This window comes from Chryseobacterium formosense (assembly GCF_900116415.1).
Taxonomy (GTDB): Bacteria; Bacteroidota; Bacteroidia; order Flavobacteriales; family Weeksellaceae; genus Chryseobacterium; species Chryseobacterium formosense.
In genome coordinates, this window is sequence record NZ_FPAP01000002.1 from 556,002 (window position 1) to 576,013 (window position 20,012).

A 20,012-nucleotide genomic window follows, 5' to 3' on the forward strand; every position below is an offset into this window, starting at 1 on the left:
AAATTTTTTGCAAAGTTAATCTTTTTTTAATACGAAACCCAACCCAATGGGTCAACTGCCTGACTTCCGTTCCATATCTGGAAATCAAGAGTGTAAGTGCCGTCAAAATCCTGTGCGACACTACCTACAATCGTACCTGCAGAAACCTGCTGGTTTTTTGAAACGGTATTGCTGCTAAGATTAGAATAAATGGTAAAATAATCACCATGTTTAATCATCACAGTTTTAGTACCGTCTGCAGAAGGAATTACCTGCGAAACGGTTCCTGGGAAAACCGCTCTTGCCGAAGTTCCTTTCGCTACGGAAATTTTGATTCCGTTATTTTCTTCCCAAATATTTTTAAAGACCGGATGCTGCTGTTTTCCGAATCTGTGCGTAATCGTTCCTGAAGCAGGCATTGAAATTCTGCCTCGGTTCGCGGCAAAATTACTTCCTGCGGAAGGTGCAGAAACCCCAAAATTGGTCATCGCTTTCGATTCTGCAGCTTTTTTATCATCTTCTTTTTTCTTGGCTAATGCTGCTTCAGCATCTCTTGCGGCTTTCAGTTTTTCTGTTGCTTCTCTTGACTTTTCATTAGCTTCATCCAGAGCTTTCTTTGCTGCTATTTTTCTGGCTTCATCTTTTGCGCTTGCTTCTGCTTTTGCAGCTTCAGCGGTACGTTTTCTGTCTTCTTCCTCGCGTTTAGCAGCAAGTTCTGATGCTTTTTTTGCCTCGACTTCAGCTAGCTTTCTTTCTCTTTCTAATGCTTCAGCTTTCGCTTTCGCTTCAGCATCAATTCTTGCTTTTTCTCTTTCTGCAGCAATTTTTGCCAAACGGATTTTTTCAGCTTCTGCTTTCTTTTTCGCTTCCTCTTCAGCTTTTGCAATTCTAAGCTCTTCAGCAATGATCGCTTTAATCTGTCCTTCTAAAGCTTTAGACTGAGATTGTTTTTGCTTAAGCTCACCAGTTAGTTTAGATTCGTTTTTCTTGAACTCTGTTACCAACTGTTCTTTTTGCTGACGTTCAACGGTAATAGTCGTTAAATCTTTCTTCTGATTAGCAAGAAGGTTTTCTTTCTCCACTGCCGATCTTTTTTTCTGTTCTACTGATTTCTTTAATTCTACCGCAGTATTGGTGATTTCAGCTGCTTTTTTATCCTGATAATCAGAGTATTGTTTTAAATATTGCACTCTTCTAAGCGCTTCACCCAAACTTTTTGATGAAAGAATGAAGGTTACTTTATTCTGAACGCCTTTGTTTTTATAAGCATTCACCAAAACCTGAGCGTAGTTTTTTCTTAAAACTCCCAGTTCTCGGTTCTGACGGTTTATTTCAAGCTGACGAAGATAAATCTCATCCTCAATAAATCTTTTTTCTTTCTGAGTATTGTTGTAAACCTTTTCTCTAAGCGCTAATTTTTTATTAACGTTATTTAAATATGATATTGATAATTTAGATTCATTTCTGGTTTTTGCCAGATCTGAATTTATTTGAATGATCTGTTTTTTTAGATCAGCATTTTGCTTTTGTAACTGTTCCTTATTTTGTTGGGCATATTGTAATCCGAACAGCAAAATACCTATTAAAAAGCTAATTTTTTTAATCATTTAATCTCAATTTTCTTATAATTGGCTGGAACTGAATAGGGTGTTTCCATCCTCGAAAAGTCAAATTTCGTGTTTTCCAGTAAAATTTGGCTGGATTTTGAGCCTTTTATAATTATTTTAACATTTTTAGGGAGTTTTACCTCGTTCGGAAAGGTTTCCCAGTTTTCATATACGATTTCAATGGCATCATCGGATTTTACATCCTGCAATTTTATCCAAGTAAGATTAAAATCATTCGTGTACTGCGTTTCAACTTTATATTCACGAATTACATCATTGGTGACGATTTTCTGATTGGTGATTGAGCTGAGCTGATAGCCATCAGAATTTTTTACAATCTTAGAATTGCTGTTTGAAATAAGTAGAAATGTACGACCCATCAAGAGTTTTTCTAGTGTTTTGTAATCGATAAAATTTACATTCAAAAGGTTATTCAGATAATCAAAATCAGAATCAATGTAGTTTTTGTTGTATCGGTCGATTGCCTTTATTCCTTCAGGGGTAATTATCGCTCTTGCAGCAGGAATGATCAGGAAAGAAATGTTTGCCCAGATTTTTTTATCATTTTCAATATAAATAGTTGCATCCAGCGGACTTACTCTAAGATCGCTTGCCGTGATTTTGCTGTTTATTTTTACATGATCGAATTTAGGATGAATAAGTATTTTCTCATAGAAAGTTATTCGATCCTGAATATTTTTGGCATCTTTCGGGTCATTCTTATTGCCGGAATTTTCTACCTGAATACTGTCATTTTTAGAAGAATTCTGGTTGAGTGCTTTTCTGCTTTTACAGGAAAGAATGGTGAGTGTGATCATCAATAAGATAGCCCAATTTCTCATATGTAAATTTTAATAATCTTTTACAATATTAACGCCAAACCACACAAATGGGATTGTGTGGTTTTTCTCAACGTTATTTATTTAAATTTATTTCGATAAAAAATCTAAAACTGAGAAGTCTCCCAGTGAAATCTCTCTTGCAACTCCGAAATACTGAGCCGAACTTCCGATCATCGAGTTGGATAGGTTTCCGTGGTCAATAATCGTTTTTTCCTGAATTAGAGAATTATCGATATTTGAATTAATCACTTTTGTACCTTTTCCTAAAGAAACATAAGGTCCGATTTTAGAGTTTGAAATTTCAACGCCTTCACCGATGTAGCATGGCTGAATGATAAGAGAATTCTGAATATTAGCCGATTGAGGGAATTCTGTGAACTCATCTTTTTCGTATTCTAAAATTTTACCATTGGTTTCTACTGTGGCATTTTTGTTTCCGCAATCCATCCAGTCGTCTACTTTTCCTAAAGAGAATTTTGCACCTTTCTGACGAAGATTTTCCAAGGCAGTTGTCAACTGATATTCACCACTTACTTTAATATCATTATCCATAATGTGGTTGATTTCATCCATCAGTTTTTCACCCGAATTAAAATAATAAATTCCGATAATTGCCAAATCTGAAATAAACGTCTGTGGTTTCTCTATAAAATCGGTAATGAAGCCATAATCATCAAGCTTTACAACCCCAAAAGCAGAAGGATCATCTACTTTTTTCACCCATATTACACCGTCAGAATTGGTGTCTAAAGTAAAATCTGCTCTGAATAAAGTGTCTGCAAAAGCTACCACTACATTTCCTGTCATAGAAGCTTCGGCGCATTTTATAGCATGTGCTGTTCCCAATGCAATATCTTGAGTATAAATGCTTGCTTTTGCACCAAGATTTTCCGCAATTTTGATCAAAGAAGCTTCAACTTCAGCTCCGAAATCTCCAATAATAAATGCTACTTCATCTATTTTTTCTCCTGCAACTTTAGCAATATCTTCTACTAATCTCTGTACAATTGGTTTTCCTGCAATAGGAATCAATGGCTTTGGAACCGTTAATGTATGAGGTCTCAATCTTGAGCCTTTTCCTGCCATCGGAACAATAATTTTCATATATAATTGTTATTTTTTATATTAATGTTTAGTTTTTTCTAAGTATTTTGTTGATCATCGTTCTTTCATTATACGCTAAAAATGCGATGAATAATAAAAACAGACCGTTTCCGATAAAATAATTTTCTCTGAAATACAAAAATGAAACCAGAGAAATTGCTATAGATAATGAAAGGTAAATAAGGATTTTTTTTATGTTATAATGAATGGGATACTGTGCTCTCCCCCAAAAATACGAAATAATCATCATACTTGTGTAGGTAATCAATGCTGCAAAAGCACTTGCCCAATATCCGTATTTGGGAATAAATGTAAAGTTGATAAAAATGGTAATCGCTGCTCCAATCAGAGAAATGTATAATCCCACTCTTGTCTGGTCTGAAAGTTTATACCAAATCGAAAGATTAAGATAAATTCCTAAAAACAATGCACCCAGCATTACAAGAGGAATGATTTCGATTCCTTCAAAATACTGAGCATTTCCCAAATATCTTTCAGCAATCCATTGAAGATTGACCATTAATCCAATATAAATAAGACAGTTACAGATTACAAAAACATCCATCAGAACAGCGTAAGTCTTATGATTGTTTTTGTCTTTAAAACTTGAGAAAAAATAAGGCTCAATTCCCAATTGATAAGCCTGTCTGAAAACAGTAATAAAGGTTGCAATTTTATAAACTGCACCATACACTCCGATCTGATGTTTTGCTTCTTCTTTGGGAAGCCCAAATTTCAAAAATTGTCGGTCTAAAGTCTGATTGATAATTCCTGCCAAGCCTGCTACCATTACCGGCCAGGAATAATTCATAATTCTTTTCCAGAGATTAAAATCAAACTTTTTAAAGCTGAAGTTTACAAATTCCTTTCCTACAATAAGTAATGTTATGATACTTTGTACCAAATTAGCAATGAAAACGTAGCCTACACCAATTTCAGGATCATATTTAATTCCTAAAATACCATTTGGATAATTGGGAAGCCATTTTATAAAAAATACAACAAGAAAATAATATGCTAAAGCTCCGATTACTTTTGAAAGCATATATTGAACGGGTTTGCCTTCAAGTCTTAATATTGCCGAAGGAATTGTTGCAAATGCATCGATCGAAAGCATAAAAAGGAAAATGACAAGATAATTAACCTGATCAGGAGTTTCAAAAGCATTTGCTAAATCTTGTCTGAATACATACCCAAGAATTAAATAAATAAAACCAGCAGATAAAATACTTAAGGCACACGTAGAAACTAAAGTCTTTTTATCAATATCTCCTTCCTGTGCAAAACGGAAAAAAGAAGTTTCCATCCCATGAGTCAGAAAAACGGTGATAACTCCGGCAATTGAATACCAATCTACGAATGGTGACGAAGCAGATGGTCCGAAAGCTTTTGTAACAATAGGTGCAATAAGAAAAGGGAAAATTCTTACCAATACCGAACTGAGCCCGTAAACCGCAGTTTGTCCAAATAATTTTTTATACAATTTCAGGTTTTTAAAATGCAAATGTAAATATTAGAATTCACAATTTTCTGAGTTATGCTTAAAAATCATTTTTGAAAATATTAAATTTGTGCAATATCAATCTAATTTTTTTAAAGCAATACATGAAAATCCTGATAAAAAATGCCCAGATCGTCAACGAAGGAAAGATTATTCAAAGCGATATTCTGATTGAAAACGATTTGATTTCCAAAATAAAACCTAATATTTCTGAAGAGGCAGACCAGATAATCGATGCTTCCGGAAAATATCTTTTGCCTGGAATTATTGATGACCAGGTTCATTTTCGTGAACCGGGTTTGACGCACAAAGGCGATATTGAATCTGAATCCCGCTCTGCAATTGCAGGTGGAACGACTAGTTTTATCGAACAACCAAACACTGTTCCCAATGCGGTTACCCAGGAGTTATTGGCTGATAAATATCAAATCGCTTCTCAAAAATCGTTTGCCAATTACGGTTTTATGATGGGAGGAACGAATGATAATCTGGAAGAAATATTAAAAACAAATCCAAGAAACGTTCCCGGAATTAAATTATTTCTAGGTTCTTCGACTGGAAATATGTTGGTTGACAATCCCGAAACTTTAGAAAATATTTTCAGCAATACCAAAATGCTGATTGCGGTTCACTGTGAAGATGAAGCGACAATCAGAGCCAATACACAAAAATATCTGGATGAATATGGTGAAGATATTCCGGTAAAATTTCATCATTTAATCAGAAGTGAAGAGGCTTGTTATAAGTCTTCCTCAAAAGCAATCGAATTAGCAAAGAAAACCGGAGCAAGACTTCACGTTTTCCATCTTTCAACAGCCATTGAGACTGAGCTTTTCAGAAATGATATTCCTTTAAAAGATAAAAAAATTACAGCGGAAGTTTGCGTTCACCACCTGACTTTTACGAATGAAGATTACGAAACAAAAGGCGGATTAATCAAATGGAATCCTGCAGTAAAAACTCAAAAAGACAAAGACGGACTTTGGGAAGCGCTACTGGATGACAGAATTGATGTGATTGCAACCGATCATGCACCACATACTTGGGAAGAAAAACAGAATGTTTATACGAAATGTCCTTCCGGAGCACCTTTGGTTCAGCATTCTTTGGTGGTGATGCTGGAGAATTACAAAAACGGAAAGATTTCTTTGGAAAGAATCGTTGAAAAAATGGCTCACAATCCTGCAATTTTGTTCAGAATTGAAAAGCGAGGTTTCATTAAAGAAGGTTACAAAGCAGATTTGGTTTTGGTTGATTTAAATGAAAACTGGACCGTTGAAAAAGAAAATATTCTTTACAAATGTGGTTGGAGTCCGTTGGAAGGAACTGAGTTTCATTCTAAAGTAACCCACACTTTTGTCAACGGAAATCTGGTTTACGAAAACGGAAAAATAAACGAACAGAAATTCGGAGAGCGATTGCTTTTTGAAGTTCAGGAATAAATATTACAAACAAATTATCAATAGGAACGGGCTAAAGCCCGTTTTTTTATTTAAGACAATCTAGCCAAAACTTATTCATTATTCTCGCAGATTTGGCTGATTACGCAGATTTTTTAACACAATCATCTGCTGAATCTGGTTGATCAGCGAGAGAAATAATTTGAAGCATTTTTAATAATACCTTAAAAAAATCCTTGTCAAGGCTCGAAACCTTGACAAGGATAAATTTCACTAACACTTTAAAAAAATTAATCTATAGTAATGCCCTCAATCGCCTTTTCCAAAGAAGTTTCCTGAATCCCCGGAATTGCTAAACCTTCCGCACGGAAAACGCTAACGTCTGTAACGCCATAGAAACCAAAAACATTTTTGATATAAGGAACATTAGAGTCATAAATCTGATAAGGTCCTTCTGAATAAATATTTCCTGATGTAAAAGCAATATAAAGCTTTTTGTCATTCAACAAACCTTTCGGTCCGTTTTCATCATATTTAAAGGTATATCCTGCTCTTGAAGTAAAATCAAAATAAGCTCTTAAAGTTGCCGGAACTGAAAAATTGTACATCGGAGAATCAATAACAATAATATCCGCTTCCTGCAATTCTGAAATTAGTCCTGTTGAATATTCATTAATTTCGGCTTGTTCAGAAGAATGACTTTCTGCCGGAGAGAAAAAAGTATTGATGTGAACTTCCTCCAAAAGCGGAACTAAATTTTTCGTCAGGTCGCGTTCTTTTACAACAGCATCAGCATATTTTTCCTGAATTTTTTCGATAACGGCATTTCCTAATTTTCTGCTTGCAGATATTTCAGCTCTTGGACTTGAAATAATGTGAAGTATGTTTTTCATAAATAAATATTTATTTTTTTAATGTCGTATGGAATCGCTTCGTTTACGATTTCATTTTTTTTAATTAAAATTTCTTCAGCAAAATTATGTACATTTGCTTATCAAAAGTTAGTAGTAAACAAAAGGTTAGTAGTAACCTTTGGGTTAGTTAAGAAATGAAGTTTATGGAAAATACGATAGTTTTGGAAGAACCTATAACAGCTCAGAAATGTTCCGAAAATCTTTCCTCTGTTGAAGATGCAATTTATGTGATCGGTGGAAAATGGAAACTGAAAATCATTATTGTCCTGCAGGAAAGCGGGAATATTCGTTTTAATGAATTACAAAGAAATATTCAGGGGATTTCAGCAAGAGTACTTTCTAACGAATTGAAAGATCTTGAATTAAATGGTTTTGTTAAAAGAGTCGTTCATGCCGAGCAAACACCGGTTGTGGTAGAATATATTTCGACGGATTACAGCCGAACGCTTAAGCCTGTTATCATGGCGCTTTCACAATGGGGAAAAACACACAAGCGAAAGATTAAAGAAGATTTTTAATAATCAAAAATTCCAAAATGCAGTCTTTTATTTTATTTCCTACAGATTTCTCAGATAATCATGTTTAAAAAAAATCTGCGTAATCTGCAAAATCAGCGAGAGCTTATTTTAAGAATTAATTAAAAGACTGCCGAAATTCTAAAGGCGACATATTTGTTTTCTTTTTAAAAAGCGTCGAAAAAGACTGAGAATGCTCAAATCCCAGTTCATACGCAATCTCACTTACCGATAATTCAGTCGTGGAAAGTTTTTCTTTCGCTTTGCTAATCAGCTTTTCATGAATATGTTGCTGCGTGTTTTGTCCGGTATGAACGCGCAATAGGTCACTCAGATAGTTCGGGGAAAGATTCATTGCTTCTGCAATTTGATGAACGGTCAACAAACCTTTCTCAGAAGATTCTTTATCAAAATAATTGTTCAGAAAAGTTTCAAATTTAGTTAAAAGCTGATGATTCCCGCTTTTTCTGGTAATAAATTGTCTTTCATAAAAACGCTTCGAATAATTCAACAGCAACTCAATTTGCGACAAAATAATTTCCTGAGTGTGATGGTCGATATGCGCGCACTCTTTATCGATTTTATTTAAAATTTCAAGTAAATCGTTTTCCTCATCTTCAGAGAGATGCAACGCCTCATTTACGGCATACGAGAAAAATCCGTAAGACGAAATCGTATTCGCCAAAGAATGTTTTAGCAGAAAATCCTCATGAAAAATCAAAAGGTAGCCCGTATTTTCACAATCCATCGTCTTCAAATCGAGATATTGCACCTGGTTCGGCGCCGTAAAACTCAGGACACCTTTATCATAATCGTAATGTTGCTGTCCGTATTTTATTTTTCCGGTCGCATTTCGTTTCAGAGCAACGCAATAATAACGGCTCACAAATCCCTTCCACATATCATCTTCAATGAAAACACTTTCCGAAAGATTCACAACACTCACCATCGGATGCTTTGGTTCGGGAAGCGAAAGCAACCTGTGAAAAGCCGAAATAGATTTTATCGTGTTCATAATTTGAAATTCTAAATTCTAAATAGTAAAGGTAATAATTATTGAGAGCCATTTTAACTTCATCGAATTAAAGTTTTTATTTTTTATGGCGCTGATTTCCGTCTTCCACTCCCGCTTTTTTGCTCCACTTTGTTCCACAAAAAGAGCTCCGTTCAAGCCGGGGCGCAATCGTATTACGTTTTAGATATAAACCTCATAGGTTTCAAAAACCTATGAGGTTTATAAGCGGATTGTCATTCTGAACGAAATGAAATGGAGTGAAGAATCTCTAAAAATAAAGTTGAGATTCTTCCTTCGTCAGAATGACAAAATGCAAATAAATTAATTTTAGAAAAGATTAATAATCTAAAAGTCCCATACTAAATTCGTCATAAGGTGCACCCGTATCCGTTCCCAAAGGTACAATGCTTTCCAACTTCTGAATCTCAGATTCACTCAGAACTATTTTACTTGCTTCAATATTCTGTTCAACATACTTTCTGCGTTTTGTTCCCGGAATTGGTACAATTCCTTTGCTGATAATCCACGCCAAAGCCAATTGTGAAGACGTGATATTTTTTTCTTTCGCCATATTTTCAATCGCTTCTACCAATTCGATATTCTTTTGGAAATGTTCTCCCTGAAAACGCGGAATTCCTCTTCTGAAATCATTTTCCGGCAAATCGTCAATGCTTTTAATATTTCCGGATAAAAATCCTCTTCCGAGTGGAGAATACGCTACAAAACCAATTCCCAAATCATTCAATGTTTTGATGACGCCTTTTTCTTCAACCGTTCTTTCAAACATAGAATATTCACTTTGTACTGCAGAAATCGGATGAACTTCGTGCGCTCTTTTCACGGTTTCAGAAGAAACTTCCGACAAACCGATGTAACCGATTTTCCCTTCTTTTACCAAATCGCTCATTGCTCCTACGGTTTCTTCAATCGGAACATTTTTATCAAGACGATGCATATAGTAAAGGTCGATGTAGTCTGTTTTTAGATTTTTCAGAGAACGTTCAACCGATTTTTTTACATAATCTTTTGTCCCATTGATTTTCCACGTGATTTGTTCATTATCATCAATTTCCCACCCGAATTTTGTGGCAATAATGTATTGGTCTCGATTTCCTTCAATTGCTTTTGCAATGAGCTGTTCGTTTTTGAAAGGACCATACAAATCGGCAGTGTCGAGAAAATTTCCACCCAGTTCCAAAGAACGATGAATGGTTGCGATGGCTTCCGTTTCATCAGTTTTGCCGTACATGTCGGCATCGCCAAAACCTGTCATTCCCATACATCCCAAACCAATATTGGGAATAATTAATCCCTGACTTCCTAATTTTACCTGATTTAATTTCATATCGTAAATTTTATTGATACAAAATTCCGCAGAAATTAAGAATAGAATGTATGCAAAATGAAGATTGTCGTATGCAAAATACGGATTGGTTTTTATTTAAAGATTTAATTATTTTGAAAAAACAATCTGCGTAATCAGCAAAATCAGCGAGAAAAAATCAGCGTTATTGTCATTTCGAAGAAGGAAAAATCTGTAATATAAGAATAGATTCTTCACTCCGCTTTCGCTCCATTCTGAATGACAAGCCACACATAAATTCTTTGTAAAATTCGTGTAAAATATTTGTGTAGTTTGTGTTTAAACAAAATTATTTTTTCGCTTTAGAACTCATATAAAAACTCAATTTTCCGCCGTTCATAATATCAGAATGTTTCAGCGTAAAATTTTTAATTTCCTTTCCATTTAAAAGAACTTTCTGAACATATACATTCTTCGGACTTTGATTGATGGCTTCAATTTCGAATGTTTTTCCGTTTTCCAAATTTAAAATTGCATGATCAATAGCCGGACTTCCAATGGCGTAATCTTCCGAACCCGGAGCAACAGGATAAAAGCCAAGTGAACTGAAAATATACCAAGCACTCATTTGTCCCGCATCATCATTTCCGCCCAATCCATCCGGACTTGCTTTGTATTGCATTTCCAAAATCCGTCTGATTTGTGCCTGTGTTTTCCAAGGCTGTCCTGCCCAATTGTAGAAATAAGCTACATGATGTGCAGGTTCGTTTCCATGAACGTACCCACCGATAATTCCTTCTCTTGTAATGTCTTCTGTATCTGCGAAAAATTCGTCAGGTAAATGCATGGTGAACAATTCATCCAGTTTGGAAGCAAATTTTTTCTTTCCACCCATTAATTGGATTAATTCATCCGGATTCTGAGGAACAAAAAAGCTGTAATTCCAAGAATTTCCTTCAATAAACCCTTGTCCGTGAGTGCTTAAAGCATTAAAATCTTTCTTAAAACTTCCATCCGCCAAGCGAGGACGCATAAATCCGACAGATTTATCAAAATTATTTTTCCAGTTTTCAGAACGTTTGATGAATTGATTGTAAATTTCCGTTTCACCTAAATGTTTTGCCAATTGAGCAATCGCCCAGTCATCATAAGCATATTCCAGGGTGTTGGAAACCGAAGTTCCGTTTTTTTCAGCAGGAATATATCCCAAATCAATATATTGCCCGATGCCTTCGTAATCTCTTTTGTTTGCTGTTTCTACACATGCTTTCAAGGCTTCTTTTACATCACCGTTGTAATTTCCTTTTATAATCGCATCTGAAACGACACTTACGCTGTGATAACCACTCATGCACCAATTATCATTCGCATAATGCGACCAAATTGGTAACATTTTCATGGAAAACTGATCGTAATGAGCCATCATCGATTTCACCATATCTCCGTTTCTTTTAGGCTGAATGATATTAAAGAAAGGATGAAGCGCACGATACGTATCCCAAAGTGAAAAAGTCGTATAATTTGTAAAATTTTCTGCTGTATGAATGTTTTGATCTAAACCTTTATATTCTCCGTTCACATCATTATAAGTTGTGGGATTGATAAAAGTATGATACATAGCCGTATAAAAATTCGTTTTTTCAGTTTCTGAACCTTTAATGACGATTTTGTTTAATTCTTTATTCCAGTTTTCCTGAGTTTGAGCTTTTACCTGATCGAACGATAGATTTCCTGCCTCTGTTTCTAAATTTTCTAGAGCATTGATTTGACTGACCGGAGAAATTGCCAACTTAACTTCAATGGCTTCATTTTCATTGGTGTCAAAATCAAAATACATTTTCAGATTTTTTCCTGCGATTTCCGGAAAGTTTTTAGTCTGATCGAATTTCCTCCAAAAGCCATTGTAAACCTGCTTCCCATCAAAGTTTTTCTGACCGTAAGATTTAAATGGTTTTGAAAATTTCATCGCAAAATAAACCGTTCTCGTTCTTGCCCAACCGTTTGTTTGTCGGTAACCAGTGATCGTATTTCCGTTTTCTACACGAACGTAAGTCCAAACGTTTTTACCATCATAATTGTAAATTCCGGCCATCAGATCCAAAATGATATGAGCCTGATCAGATTTCGGAAAAGTATACCGGTGAATTCCAACTCTGGTTGTTGAAGTCAATTCAGCCAAAATATGATAATCATCCAGTTTTACTTTGTAATATCCGGCTTCTGCAGTTTCGTTTTGATGAGAAAAACGGCTTCTGTATCCGCTTTCAGGATTCGTTGCTGTTCCCGGATTGAGTTGTAATTTTCCAACAGTCGGCATTACTAAGAAATCTCCTAAATCGGAATGTCCTGTTCCGCTGAAATGAGTAGAACTAAATCCTACGATCGTTTTGTCTTCGTATCGATAACCGGCACAGTATTTATATACTTCACCGTTGTATTTTCCGTTGAGTGAATAAGAAATTGTATCGGTTTCAGGGCTGAGTTGAATGGCTCCGAAAGGTGCAGTTGCTCCGGGATAAGTGTGTCCCATTTTTTCTGTTCCGATTAATGGATTGACATATTGATAGAGTTTTTCGAATTTTTGAGCTTTAAAATGTAAACCAAAAAATAAAAGAAATAGAAAAATGGAAGTTCCTGACCTTTTCATGGATGAATATTTTCGAAAAGTAAATTTATTTAAAATTGAACAATAATTGTTTATCGTTTTTTATTGTTTAAAATAAATTGATTTTTGGTCTTCGCAAAGGCGCAAAGATTTTTAATTAAAACAGTGCGTTTTAAGACGCAAGGATTTTATCTTTGACCTAATTCTTTGCCGAAATCTTTGATTTTCTTGCGTCTTAAAAACATTCGAATAATTAAAATTTTTGCGCCTTTGCGATTTGCCAACAAATATTAATATTGCTATTTCTCAGAAAAACGGAAACCAATCCCATGAATATTTTCAATCACAATATTGTTTTCTTCGGCAAAAATTTTGCGTAATCTCGATATAAACACATCCAGACTTCGCCCCATAAAATAATCATCGTCGCCCCAGATTGCCTTTAAAATATCTTGTCTTTTTACAACAGAATTTTTGTGACGGATAAAATAGAAAAGCAAATCAGATTCTCGTTGAGTAAGCGTAATGATATTTTCGAAATCGTTTAAAGTATAATTTTTAGGATCAAAATCATATTTTCCAACTTTATATTTTTGAGCAACGGATTCTGTTTTTTTTGAACGTTTTAGAAAAACTTCAATTTTTAAAATTAATTCTTCGATGCTAAAAGGTTTTACCAGATAGTCATCGGCTCCGATTTTTAAACCTCTAATTCTGTCTTCTTTCAGTGCTTTTGCCGAGGTGAAAATAATAGGAACTTCTGAGTTTTTATTCCGTATCTGTTCTGCCAAATCAAATCCGTTCATTCCCGGCATCATAATGTCTAATAGGCAGATGTCAAAATCTTTACAGTCGAAGGCTTCAAAAGCTGATTTTCCGTCAGAATGATGTTCAATGTCATAATAATTCTCCAGACTGTCCTGAATCAGGAAAGCGATGGTTGGATCGTCTTCTGCATATAAAATTTTAGATTTTTCCATTATGACGCAAATTAATTAAAACGGGATAAATAAAGTAACCGTAATTCCTTTATCAGTATTGTTTTCGACAAAAATTTTCCATCCATGCTGCTGTACCACTTTCTTTACATAAAACAAACCCAGTCCAAACCCATTGATTTCGTCACTTTTATTGGCATTAACTCTATAGAATTTATCGAAAATGTGATTGATGCTCTTCGCAGGAATTCCCATTCCGTTGTCTTTAAATTTTAAATATAAACCTTTTGAATCTTTATCTGAAGAAATAATAATTTCCGGCTTTGTTTCGCAATATTTGATGGAGTTTTCAATCAGGTTAAAAATAATATTGGTAAAATGGAATTCGTCTGCCACAACTGAAATATGATCTTCAATATTTACTATGATTGATACATTTTCATTTTTCTGCTTGATATTTTCAGCAATTTCCTCAATAAAAGGCAGCAAAATAATTTTTTGTGGTTTTAATGACAAGCCTGAAACATCATTTTTAGCAATATTCAATATCTTTTCGATATGATTATTCAGTTTAAAACTTTGATTGATGATGATTGAAGTGTATGTTTTTAATTTTTGATTTTCCTGTACAATTTCCTGTTTATTGAGTGATTCTGAAGCTAAAAGTATGGATGAAAGGGGAGTTTTAAATTCATGCGTCATGTTATTAATAAAATCACGCTGTAATTCTGAAAACTTCTTCTGTTGAATAATGGTATAGATCGAATAAACATATACCAACAATATAATGATCAACGCAAAAGTCAGAAGATACCAAAAACGAAGCGAACTGATAAGATACGTGGTTTTATCAGGAAAACGAATAGAAAAATAATACGTAAGATTTTTATGTTTGGGAAACTGAATTACTTTTTCACTCGGTTCTTCCTGATGTTGGGTCATATATTTCCCATAAATCATCTGGTCACTGTGGCAATTGTATAAAGCATAAACATAATCTGTATTGATTTGGAATCTCGTAAATTCCGTTTTCAGATAATGTTCTAAAACCGAAGGGTGAAATTCATTGTTGATATTGACCACATAATAATCATTCGCAATAATCTGAACCGGATTTTCCGTAAAAGAGGTTTTTCCTTCAGACATCTTTTCGACAACCTCCATCAAAGCGATGTTTACTTTCTGATTGAATTTTCTGTCCTCAAGATTATAGGCTTGTTTGGTCCATAACAACTGAGCTATCAAAATCCCGATGATAGCAACCAGACCAAGGCTTATAACAATATTAAGTTTCTTGATTTCCATTTTCAGAAGCAATATTATCCAAAAATATCTATAATTTTTTATCATTAACAACTCGTTAACAAATGTTTGATAACGGTTAACAACTTACAATCATTTTCATGTCTACATTTGTTATAACAAAAAATAATATTTGATTTAAAATTTACACTATGAAAAATTTAAAAATTACAGCGCTTCTTGCAGTTATGGCATTTTCTCCGTTTTATGCAAATGTACTTCCTGTAGCTCCGAATCCTATCGTAAAAACAGTTAAAGCTGCAATTACATGGAAATCAGAATCGATTGATGTAGGTAATATTCCTCAAGGAAAACCAAAATTAATCAGATTTGAATTTACAAACACCAGTTCAAAACCAATTATCATCGAAAATGTAGCGCCATCTTGCGGATGTACAACTGCAGATTACACAAAGACTCCTATCCAGCCAGGAAAAAAGGGCTTCGTTGAGGCAAGTTATAATGCTGCTTCAGCTGGAGCATTTATGAAGACGGTAAATGTTACGACAAGTGACAGCAAAACTCCTAAAACACTTTCTTTCAAAGGAGTTGTGAAATAATTTTAATTTAATCTTGTTCAATATAAAACTGCCTGACAAATATTTTTGTCAGGCAGTTTTATTTTTATTTGGAGCTATTTTGACTATGTCGATTGCTTCTAAGAGCAATTCTCGCTTTCCGTACTCGCAATTTTTTGGTTCGGGGGCGCGGCGAAGCCGCGCCCCCGAACCAAAAAAATGAGCTCAAACAAATGCTGCAATCGAGGCTAGGGTTGCAGTCATTATTTTCATGATTTGAAAATATCCACTAAGTTTATCATCTTTTAAAGAATCTAAAAAAAACAATTCTACCATTTTATTTTTTGCAAACTTTTGAATTCCTTTAGCACTGTAAAATCTTTTGCGGTAAAAAAAATTAAAGAATTACATACAGACAAAACCTAAGATGTTCAAAATCTACAAAGTTTCTCACCCTTTTTCTCGATCATTTCTTTTGGATATTTAAGTGAAAAAATAAAACAATTATTTGCAGCATTATTTATACATCTATTTTAGAGCATTACGTTTTAATATTTATTATTTTTAAGAAAAAATAAAATTATGAATCTTTATACACAGCCAATGTTGCGTGAAGACGCTCTGAAAGATAAAGTTGCTATTGTAACGGGTGGCGGAAGCGGATTGGGAAAAGCAATGACCAAATATTTTCTTGAACTCGGTGCAAAAGTGGTGATTACTTCCAGAAATTTAGAAAAACTTCAGGTTACTGCGAAAGAATTGGAGGCGGAAACAGGCGGAAAAGTTTTTTGCGTTGCTTGTGATGTAAGAAACTGGGATGAGGTCGAAGCGATGAAAGAAGCTACCATAAAAGAATTCGGAAAAATTGATATTTTACTTAATAATGCAGCCGGAAATTTTATTTCACCAACCGAAAGATTGACGCATTCTGCGTTTGATTCTATATTAGATATTGTTCTAAAAGGGACAAAAAACTGCACACTTTCCATCGGAAAACATTGGATTGATTCTAAAACTCCTGGAACAGTTTTAAATATTGTTACAACGTATGCTTGGACGGGTTCTGCTTATGTCGTTCCTTCTGCCTGTGCAAAAGCAGGCGTTTTGGCGATGACAAGATCTTTAGCAGTTGAATGGGCGAAGTACGGAATCCGCTTTAACGCCATTGCTCCGGGACCTTTCCCAACAAAAGGAGCTTGGGACAGATTGCTTCCGGGAGATTTGCAGGAAAAATTTGATATGAGAAAAAAAGTTCCGTTGAGAAGGGTAGGAGAACATCAGGAATTGGCAAATCTTGCTGCGTATCTCGTTTCTGATTATTCAGCTTATATGAATGGTGAAGTTGTGACAATTGATGGAGGAGAATGGCTTCAGGGAGCAGGAGAATTTAATATGCTCGAAGATATTCCGCAGGAAATGTGGGATGCTTTGGAAGCTATGATTAAAGCGAAAAAGTCGAATTAAATTTAAACTGTATAATTCGAAAATTATTTACAATATAATCATCACAATAAAGCTTCTCTGTAAAAGAGAAGTTTTATTTTTGTATTCAATTAAAATTAAACCCTAATGAATTTCAGATTTTCAGCTTTGTTAATGCTTGTCTTTGCGTGGAGCTTTTCTCAGAATTTAAAAGTAATGTCGTTCAACATCAGACTCAATGTAGATTCTGACAAAGAAAACTCTTGGACGAACAGAAAACAGGATGCACTCGATCTTTTAACGTATTATCATCCTGATTATTTCGGGGTTCAGGAAGCACTTCCCGAACAGATGAAAGATATTAAAAACGGATTGAAAAATTACGATTACGTAGGAGTTGGTCGTGAAGACGGAAAAGAAAAAGGAGAATTTTCTGCCATATTTTATGATACAGAAAAACTACAAATCGTAAAATCAGGAACGTTTTGGTTGTCTGAAACACCCGAAAAACCATCAAAAGGTTGGGATGCTGCTTTGAACAGAATCTGTTCGTGGGCAATTTTTAAAGATAAAAAATCGAAGAAGGAATTTTTAGCGATGAATATTCATTTTGACCACATCGGAAATGTGGCGAGAGTAAAATCATCCGATTTAATTCTTAAAAAAGCGAAAGAATTGAACCCGAAAAGCTTACCAATGACTTTAACAGGTGATTTCAATTTAACGGAAGATACAGAGCCTGTACAGATTCTTTCAAAAAATTTGGATGACACATTTTATAAATCAGAAACTAAGCATTACGGCCCTGTTGCAACGTTCACCGGTTTCAACGTAACCGAAGTTCCGAAAGAAAGAATCGACTATATTTTTGTGAAAGGTTTTAAAATAAAATCTCACAGACACATCAACGACAGAAGAGAAAATCTGCTGTATCCGTCGGATCATTTCCCTGTTTTGACTGAGCTGCAGTTTTAAAAAATTATTGCTCCGGAAAATCAATTTCAAATCCAATTCCTCGCAGGGATTGGATTTTTATTTCAGGATCATGTTGGAAATATTTCCGCAACCGACTGATGAAAACATCAAGGCTTCTTCCTGTAAAATAATCGTTGGTTTCCCAAAGATTATCGAGAATATCGTCACGTTTTATAGTTTTATGATTGAATTTTAAAAGATAAAGCAGCAGTTCATTTTCACGGATGGTCAACCGTATTTTCTCTTTAGGATGAATGAGCAGAAGCTTTTCCGTATCCAAAATATAAGTTCCGATTTTGTATTGAGTTACTTTTTCTGAAACTATTGTTCTTTTTAAAATATTTTTGATTCTTAAAATTAATTCTTCAGGATCACAAGGTTTAGAAATATAATCATCGGCTCCGATTTTCAGTCCGGTCAAGCGATCGATTTTCTGATTTTTTGCGGTTAAAAACAAAAGTGGAAAATCAGGTTTAGCTTTTAAAATCATTTTTGCCAGAGAAAAGCCGTCAATATTGGGCATCATAATGTCTAAAATTCCAATTTGAAAATTAAAATCAGTTTCTAGAACTGATACAACATCTTCAGGATTCTGAAACCATGAAACTTCAAAATCTTCCAGCTCAAGATACTGTTTTAGAATCATCCCAAAGTCTGAGTCATCTTCTACCAATAGAATTTTAATCTTCATAAGGAATAGAAATTTTAAAAGTTGTTCCTTCTTTTACTTTACTCAAAACGTCTATTTTACCGCTATATTTTTCAATAATTTTCTTCACAAAAAATAAACCCAAACCTAAACCTTTGCTGTTGTGAATATTGTTCGATTGTATTCTGTAGAATTTTTCGAAAATATTTTTCAGCTCTTTTTGTTCGATTCCGTTTCCGTTGTCTGAAATGTTGATTTCAAATTTGTTTTGAATCGTTTTCAAATCAACATTGATTTTTGAAGCTCCGTATTTTACACTGTTTTCGCACAGATTTTTAATTACCGTTTCCATTAATTCTTTATCAAACGGAAGCTCTGTTGAAACTGAATTATTCATTTCAAAATCAGCTTCAGGATAAGTGAATGCCAAATCTTTTATGAAGAAATCCCAGTCTTTTGGTTGTATTGATGGATTTTCATCTTCGGATTCTTCAGCATGAAGCTGCAGCATGAGATCCTCGAGTCTCGAAATTTGTCTGTCGATTAAAGGGAAAATATCTTGATTATATTCCTTTTTTAATGTTTTTGAAGCAATTTTAAGGGTTGCAATTGGGGTTTTGAATTCGTGCGAAATATTGTCGACAACGGCATGCAAAACCTGAACCTGTTTTTGCTGTTTAATCAAATTTTTAATTGTGAAAATATATAAAAGCAATACGCTTAAGAGTAAAGCAATACAGCATAAAATAAGTAAAGTGAGTTCTTTAAAAACAATGTGATTGATATTTAAAATCTCAAAATCTGTCTGACTTTTTACAATAAAAGAATCATTTCGTTCAGGCTTTTCTGATTTGTCTGAAGTAGAGGTGGATGAGGTTTCCCATTTTCCAGTTTCTGAAATTCCCGGCCTCAGAACTTTATTTCTCGTTTCGTAAAGTACAATTGGTTTATCAATCAATTTTGTGCTGTCGGGCAGAGAGATTACCGACAAATAAACCACTCTTATAGCAACTTTGTAATCATTTTTTTCAAATTTCTGGTCGATGTAATTACTTAAATTATTTTTTGTTGACTTTTTATACTTTTCAAAGTAATCTACAAGTTCCTTTTTAGTAATTTCCTGATGAGTAAATTTTACAAAAATGTCTTTTGACTCATTGCTTCCATGTTGACTAAGCTGTCCCAGATCTTCTAAATTATCGATGTAAGTTGTGATTTTTTTGTGTACATCGTTATAAATTTCACGCTTTTTTACCTGATACGTCTTGTACATGAAATAAACCTGAATTCCCAGCAAAAGCAGGAACAGACCGGCAAACAGCCAAACCAGATATTTACTCTTAGAAATCATTATGGCAAATATATATAATTAGTAAATGCGCTTTTATCATTAACCTCTCATTAACCTTCCATTAACCCAAAT

17 protein-coding genes are annotated in these 20,012 nt (G+C 34.3%); 5 read left to right on the forward strand and 12 right to left on the reverse strand.

Annotation, left to right across the window (positions count from 1 at the left end; translation table 11 throughout):
• Window positions 1-26: 26 nt before the first annotated feature.
• The 4 genes from BM371_RS08790 to BM371_RS08805 form a co-directional block, all read right to left on the reverse strand.
• The gene (locus tag BM371_RS08790; RefSeq protein WP_034678126.1) at window positions 27-1,586 is read right to left on the reverse strand and encodes a murein hydrolase activator EnvC family protein; all 1,560 of its coding nucleotides are present in this window, start codon (window positions 1,584-1,586) and stop codon (window positions 27-29) included.
• Complete coding sequence (locus BM371_RS08795; protein ID WP_034678127.1) at window positions 1,583-2,428, reverse strand: lipoprotein insertase outer membrane protein LolB1; 846 nt, start codon at window positions 2,426-2,428, stop codon at window positions 1,583-1,585. Before BM371_RS08795 ends, BM371_RS08790 begins: the two co-directional genes overlap by 4 nt.
• A gap of 87 nt (window positions 2,429-2,515) precedes the next feature.
• Window positions 2,516-3,532, reverse strand: coding sequence for a sugar phosphate nucleotidyltransferase (locus tag BM371_RS08800; RefSeq protein ID WP_034678129.1), 1,017 nt, complete (start codon window positions 3,530-3,532; stop codon window positions 2,516-2,518).
• A 28-nt stretch (window positions 3,533-3,560) separates the two neighbouring features.
• The gene (locus BM371_RS08805; protein WP_034678131.1) at window positions 3,561-5,015 is read right to left on the reverse strand and encodes a lipopolysaccharide biosynthesis protein; all 1,455 of its coding nucleotides are present in this window, start codon (window positions 5,013-5,015) and stop codon (window positions 3,561-3,563) included.
• Window positions 5,016-5,137: 122 nt separating this feature from the next.
• Between BM371_RS08805 and BM371_RS08810 the strand changes: the two genes are divergently transcribed.
• Complete coding sequence (locus BM371_RS08810) at window positions 5,138-6,475, forward strand: dihydroorotase (RefSeq protein ID WP_034678133.1); 1,338 nt, start codon at window positions 5,138-5,140, stop codon at window positions 6,473-6,475.
• Window positions 6,476-6,723: 248 nt separating this feature from the next.
• Here BM371_RS08810 and BM371_RS08815 read toward each other — a convergent pair whose 3' ends face one another.
• On the reverse strand, window positions 6,724-7,326 hold the full coding sequence (locus tag BM371_RS08815; RefSeq protein WP_034678134.1) for an FMN-dependent NADH-azoreductase: 603 nt from the start codon (window positions 7,324-7,326) through the stop codon (window positions 6,724-6,726).
• Window positions 7,327-7,490: 164 nt separating this feature from the next.
• On the opposite strand from BM371_RS08815, the gene BM371_RS08820 reads away from it, so the two are divergent.
• The gene (locus BM371_RS08820) at window positions 7,491-7,865 is read left to right on the forward strand and encodes a winged helix-turn-helix transcriptional regulator (RefSeq protein WP_034678135.1); all 375 of its coding nucleotides are present in this window, start codon (window positions 7,491-7,493) and stop codon (window positions 7,863-7,865) included.
• A gap of 115 nt (window positions 7,866-7,980) precedes the next feature.
• Here BM371_RS08820 and BM371_RS08825 read toward each other — a convergent pair whose 3' ends face one another.
• From BM371_RS08825 to BM371_RS08845, 5 genes are all read right to left on the reverse strand, one after another.
• Complete coding sequence (locus tag BM371_RS08825) at window positions 7,981-8,877, reverse strand: helix-turn-helix domain-containing protein (protein ID WP_034678136.1); 897 nt, start codon at window positions 8,875-8,877, stop codon at window positions 7,981-7,983.
• Window positions 8,878-9,214: 337 nt separating this feature from the next.
• Window positions 9,215-10,222 (reverse strand): aldo/keto reductase, encoded by a 1,008-nt coding sequence (locus BM371_RS08830; RefSeq protein ID WP_034678137.1) that lies wholly within the window; start codon window positions 10,220-10,222, stop codon window positions 9,215-9,217.
• Between the two features lie 307 nt (window positions 10,223-10,529).
• A complete protein-coding gene (locus BM371_RS08835; RefSeq protein ID WP_074958653.1) occupies window positions 10,530-12,827 on the reverse strand; it encodes a GH92 family glycosyl hydrolase in 2,298 nt (765 codons plus the stop codon).
• Window positions 12,828-13,084: 257 nt separating this feature from the next.
• Window positions 13,085-13,765 carry a response regulator transcription factor gene (locus BM371_RS08840; RefSeq protein ID WP_034678139.1) on the reverse strand — a complete coding sequence of 227 codons (681 nt, stop codon included), beginning with the start codon at window positions 13,763-13,765 and terminating at the stop codon, window positions 13,085-13,087.
• 15 nt (window positions 13,766-13,780) lie between these two features.
• The gene (locus tag BM371_RS08845; protein ID WP_034678141.1) at window positions 13,781-15,028 is read right to left on the reverse strand and encodes a sensor histidine kinase; all 1,248 of its coding nucleotides are present in this window, start codon (window positions 15,026-15,028) and stop codon (window positions 13,781-13,783) included.
• 149 nt (window positions 15,029-15,177) lie between these two features.
• On the opposite strand from BM371_RS08845, the gene BM371_RS08850 reads away from it, so the two are divergent.
• The 3 genes from BM371_RS08850 (at window position 15,178) to BM371_RS08860 (ending at window position 17,940) form a co-directional block, all read left to right on the forward strand.
• Window positions 15,178-15,585: a DUF1573 domain-containing protein gene (locus BM371_RS08850; protein WP_034678144.1), complete on the forward strand. Its 408-nt coding sequence runs from the start codon at window positions 15,178-15,180 to the stop codon at window positions 15,583-15,585.
• A 540-nt stretch (window positions 15,586-16,125) separates the two neighbouring features.
• Window positions 16,126-17,007, forward strand: coding sequence for an SDR family oxidoreductase (locus BM371_RS08855; RefSeq protein WP_034678146.1), 882 nt, complete (start codon window positions 16,126-16,128; stop codon window positions 17,005-17,007).
• Between the two features lie 105 nt (window positions 17,008-17,112).
• On the forward strand, window positions 17,113-17,940 hold the full coding sequence (locus BM371_RS08860; protein WP_034678147.1) for an endonuclease/exonuclease/phosphatase family protein: 828 nt from the start codon (window positions 17,113-17,115) through the stop codon (window positions 17,938-17,940).
• Window positions 17,941-17,944: 4 nt separating this feature from the next.
• On the opposite strand, the gene BM371_RS08865 is transcribed toward BM371_RS08860, so the two are convergent.
• Window positions 17,945-18,631, reverse strand: coding sequence for a response regulator transcription factor (locus tag BM371_RS08865; protein ID WP_034678149.1), 687 nt, complete (start codon window positions 18,629-18,631; stop codon window positions 17,945-17,947).
• Complete coding sequence (locus BM371_RS08870) at window positions 18,621-19,940, reverse strand: sensor histidine kinase (protein WP_034678151.1); 1,320 nt, start codon at window positions 19,938-19,940, stop codon at window positions 18,621-18,623. Before BM371_RS08870 ends, BM371_RS08865 begins: the two co-directional genes overlap by 11 nt.
• Window positions 19,941-20,012 lie beyond the last annotated feature (72 nt).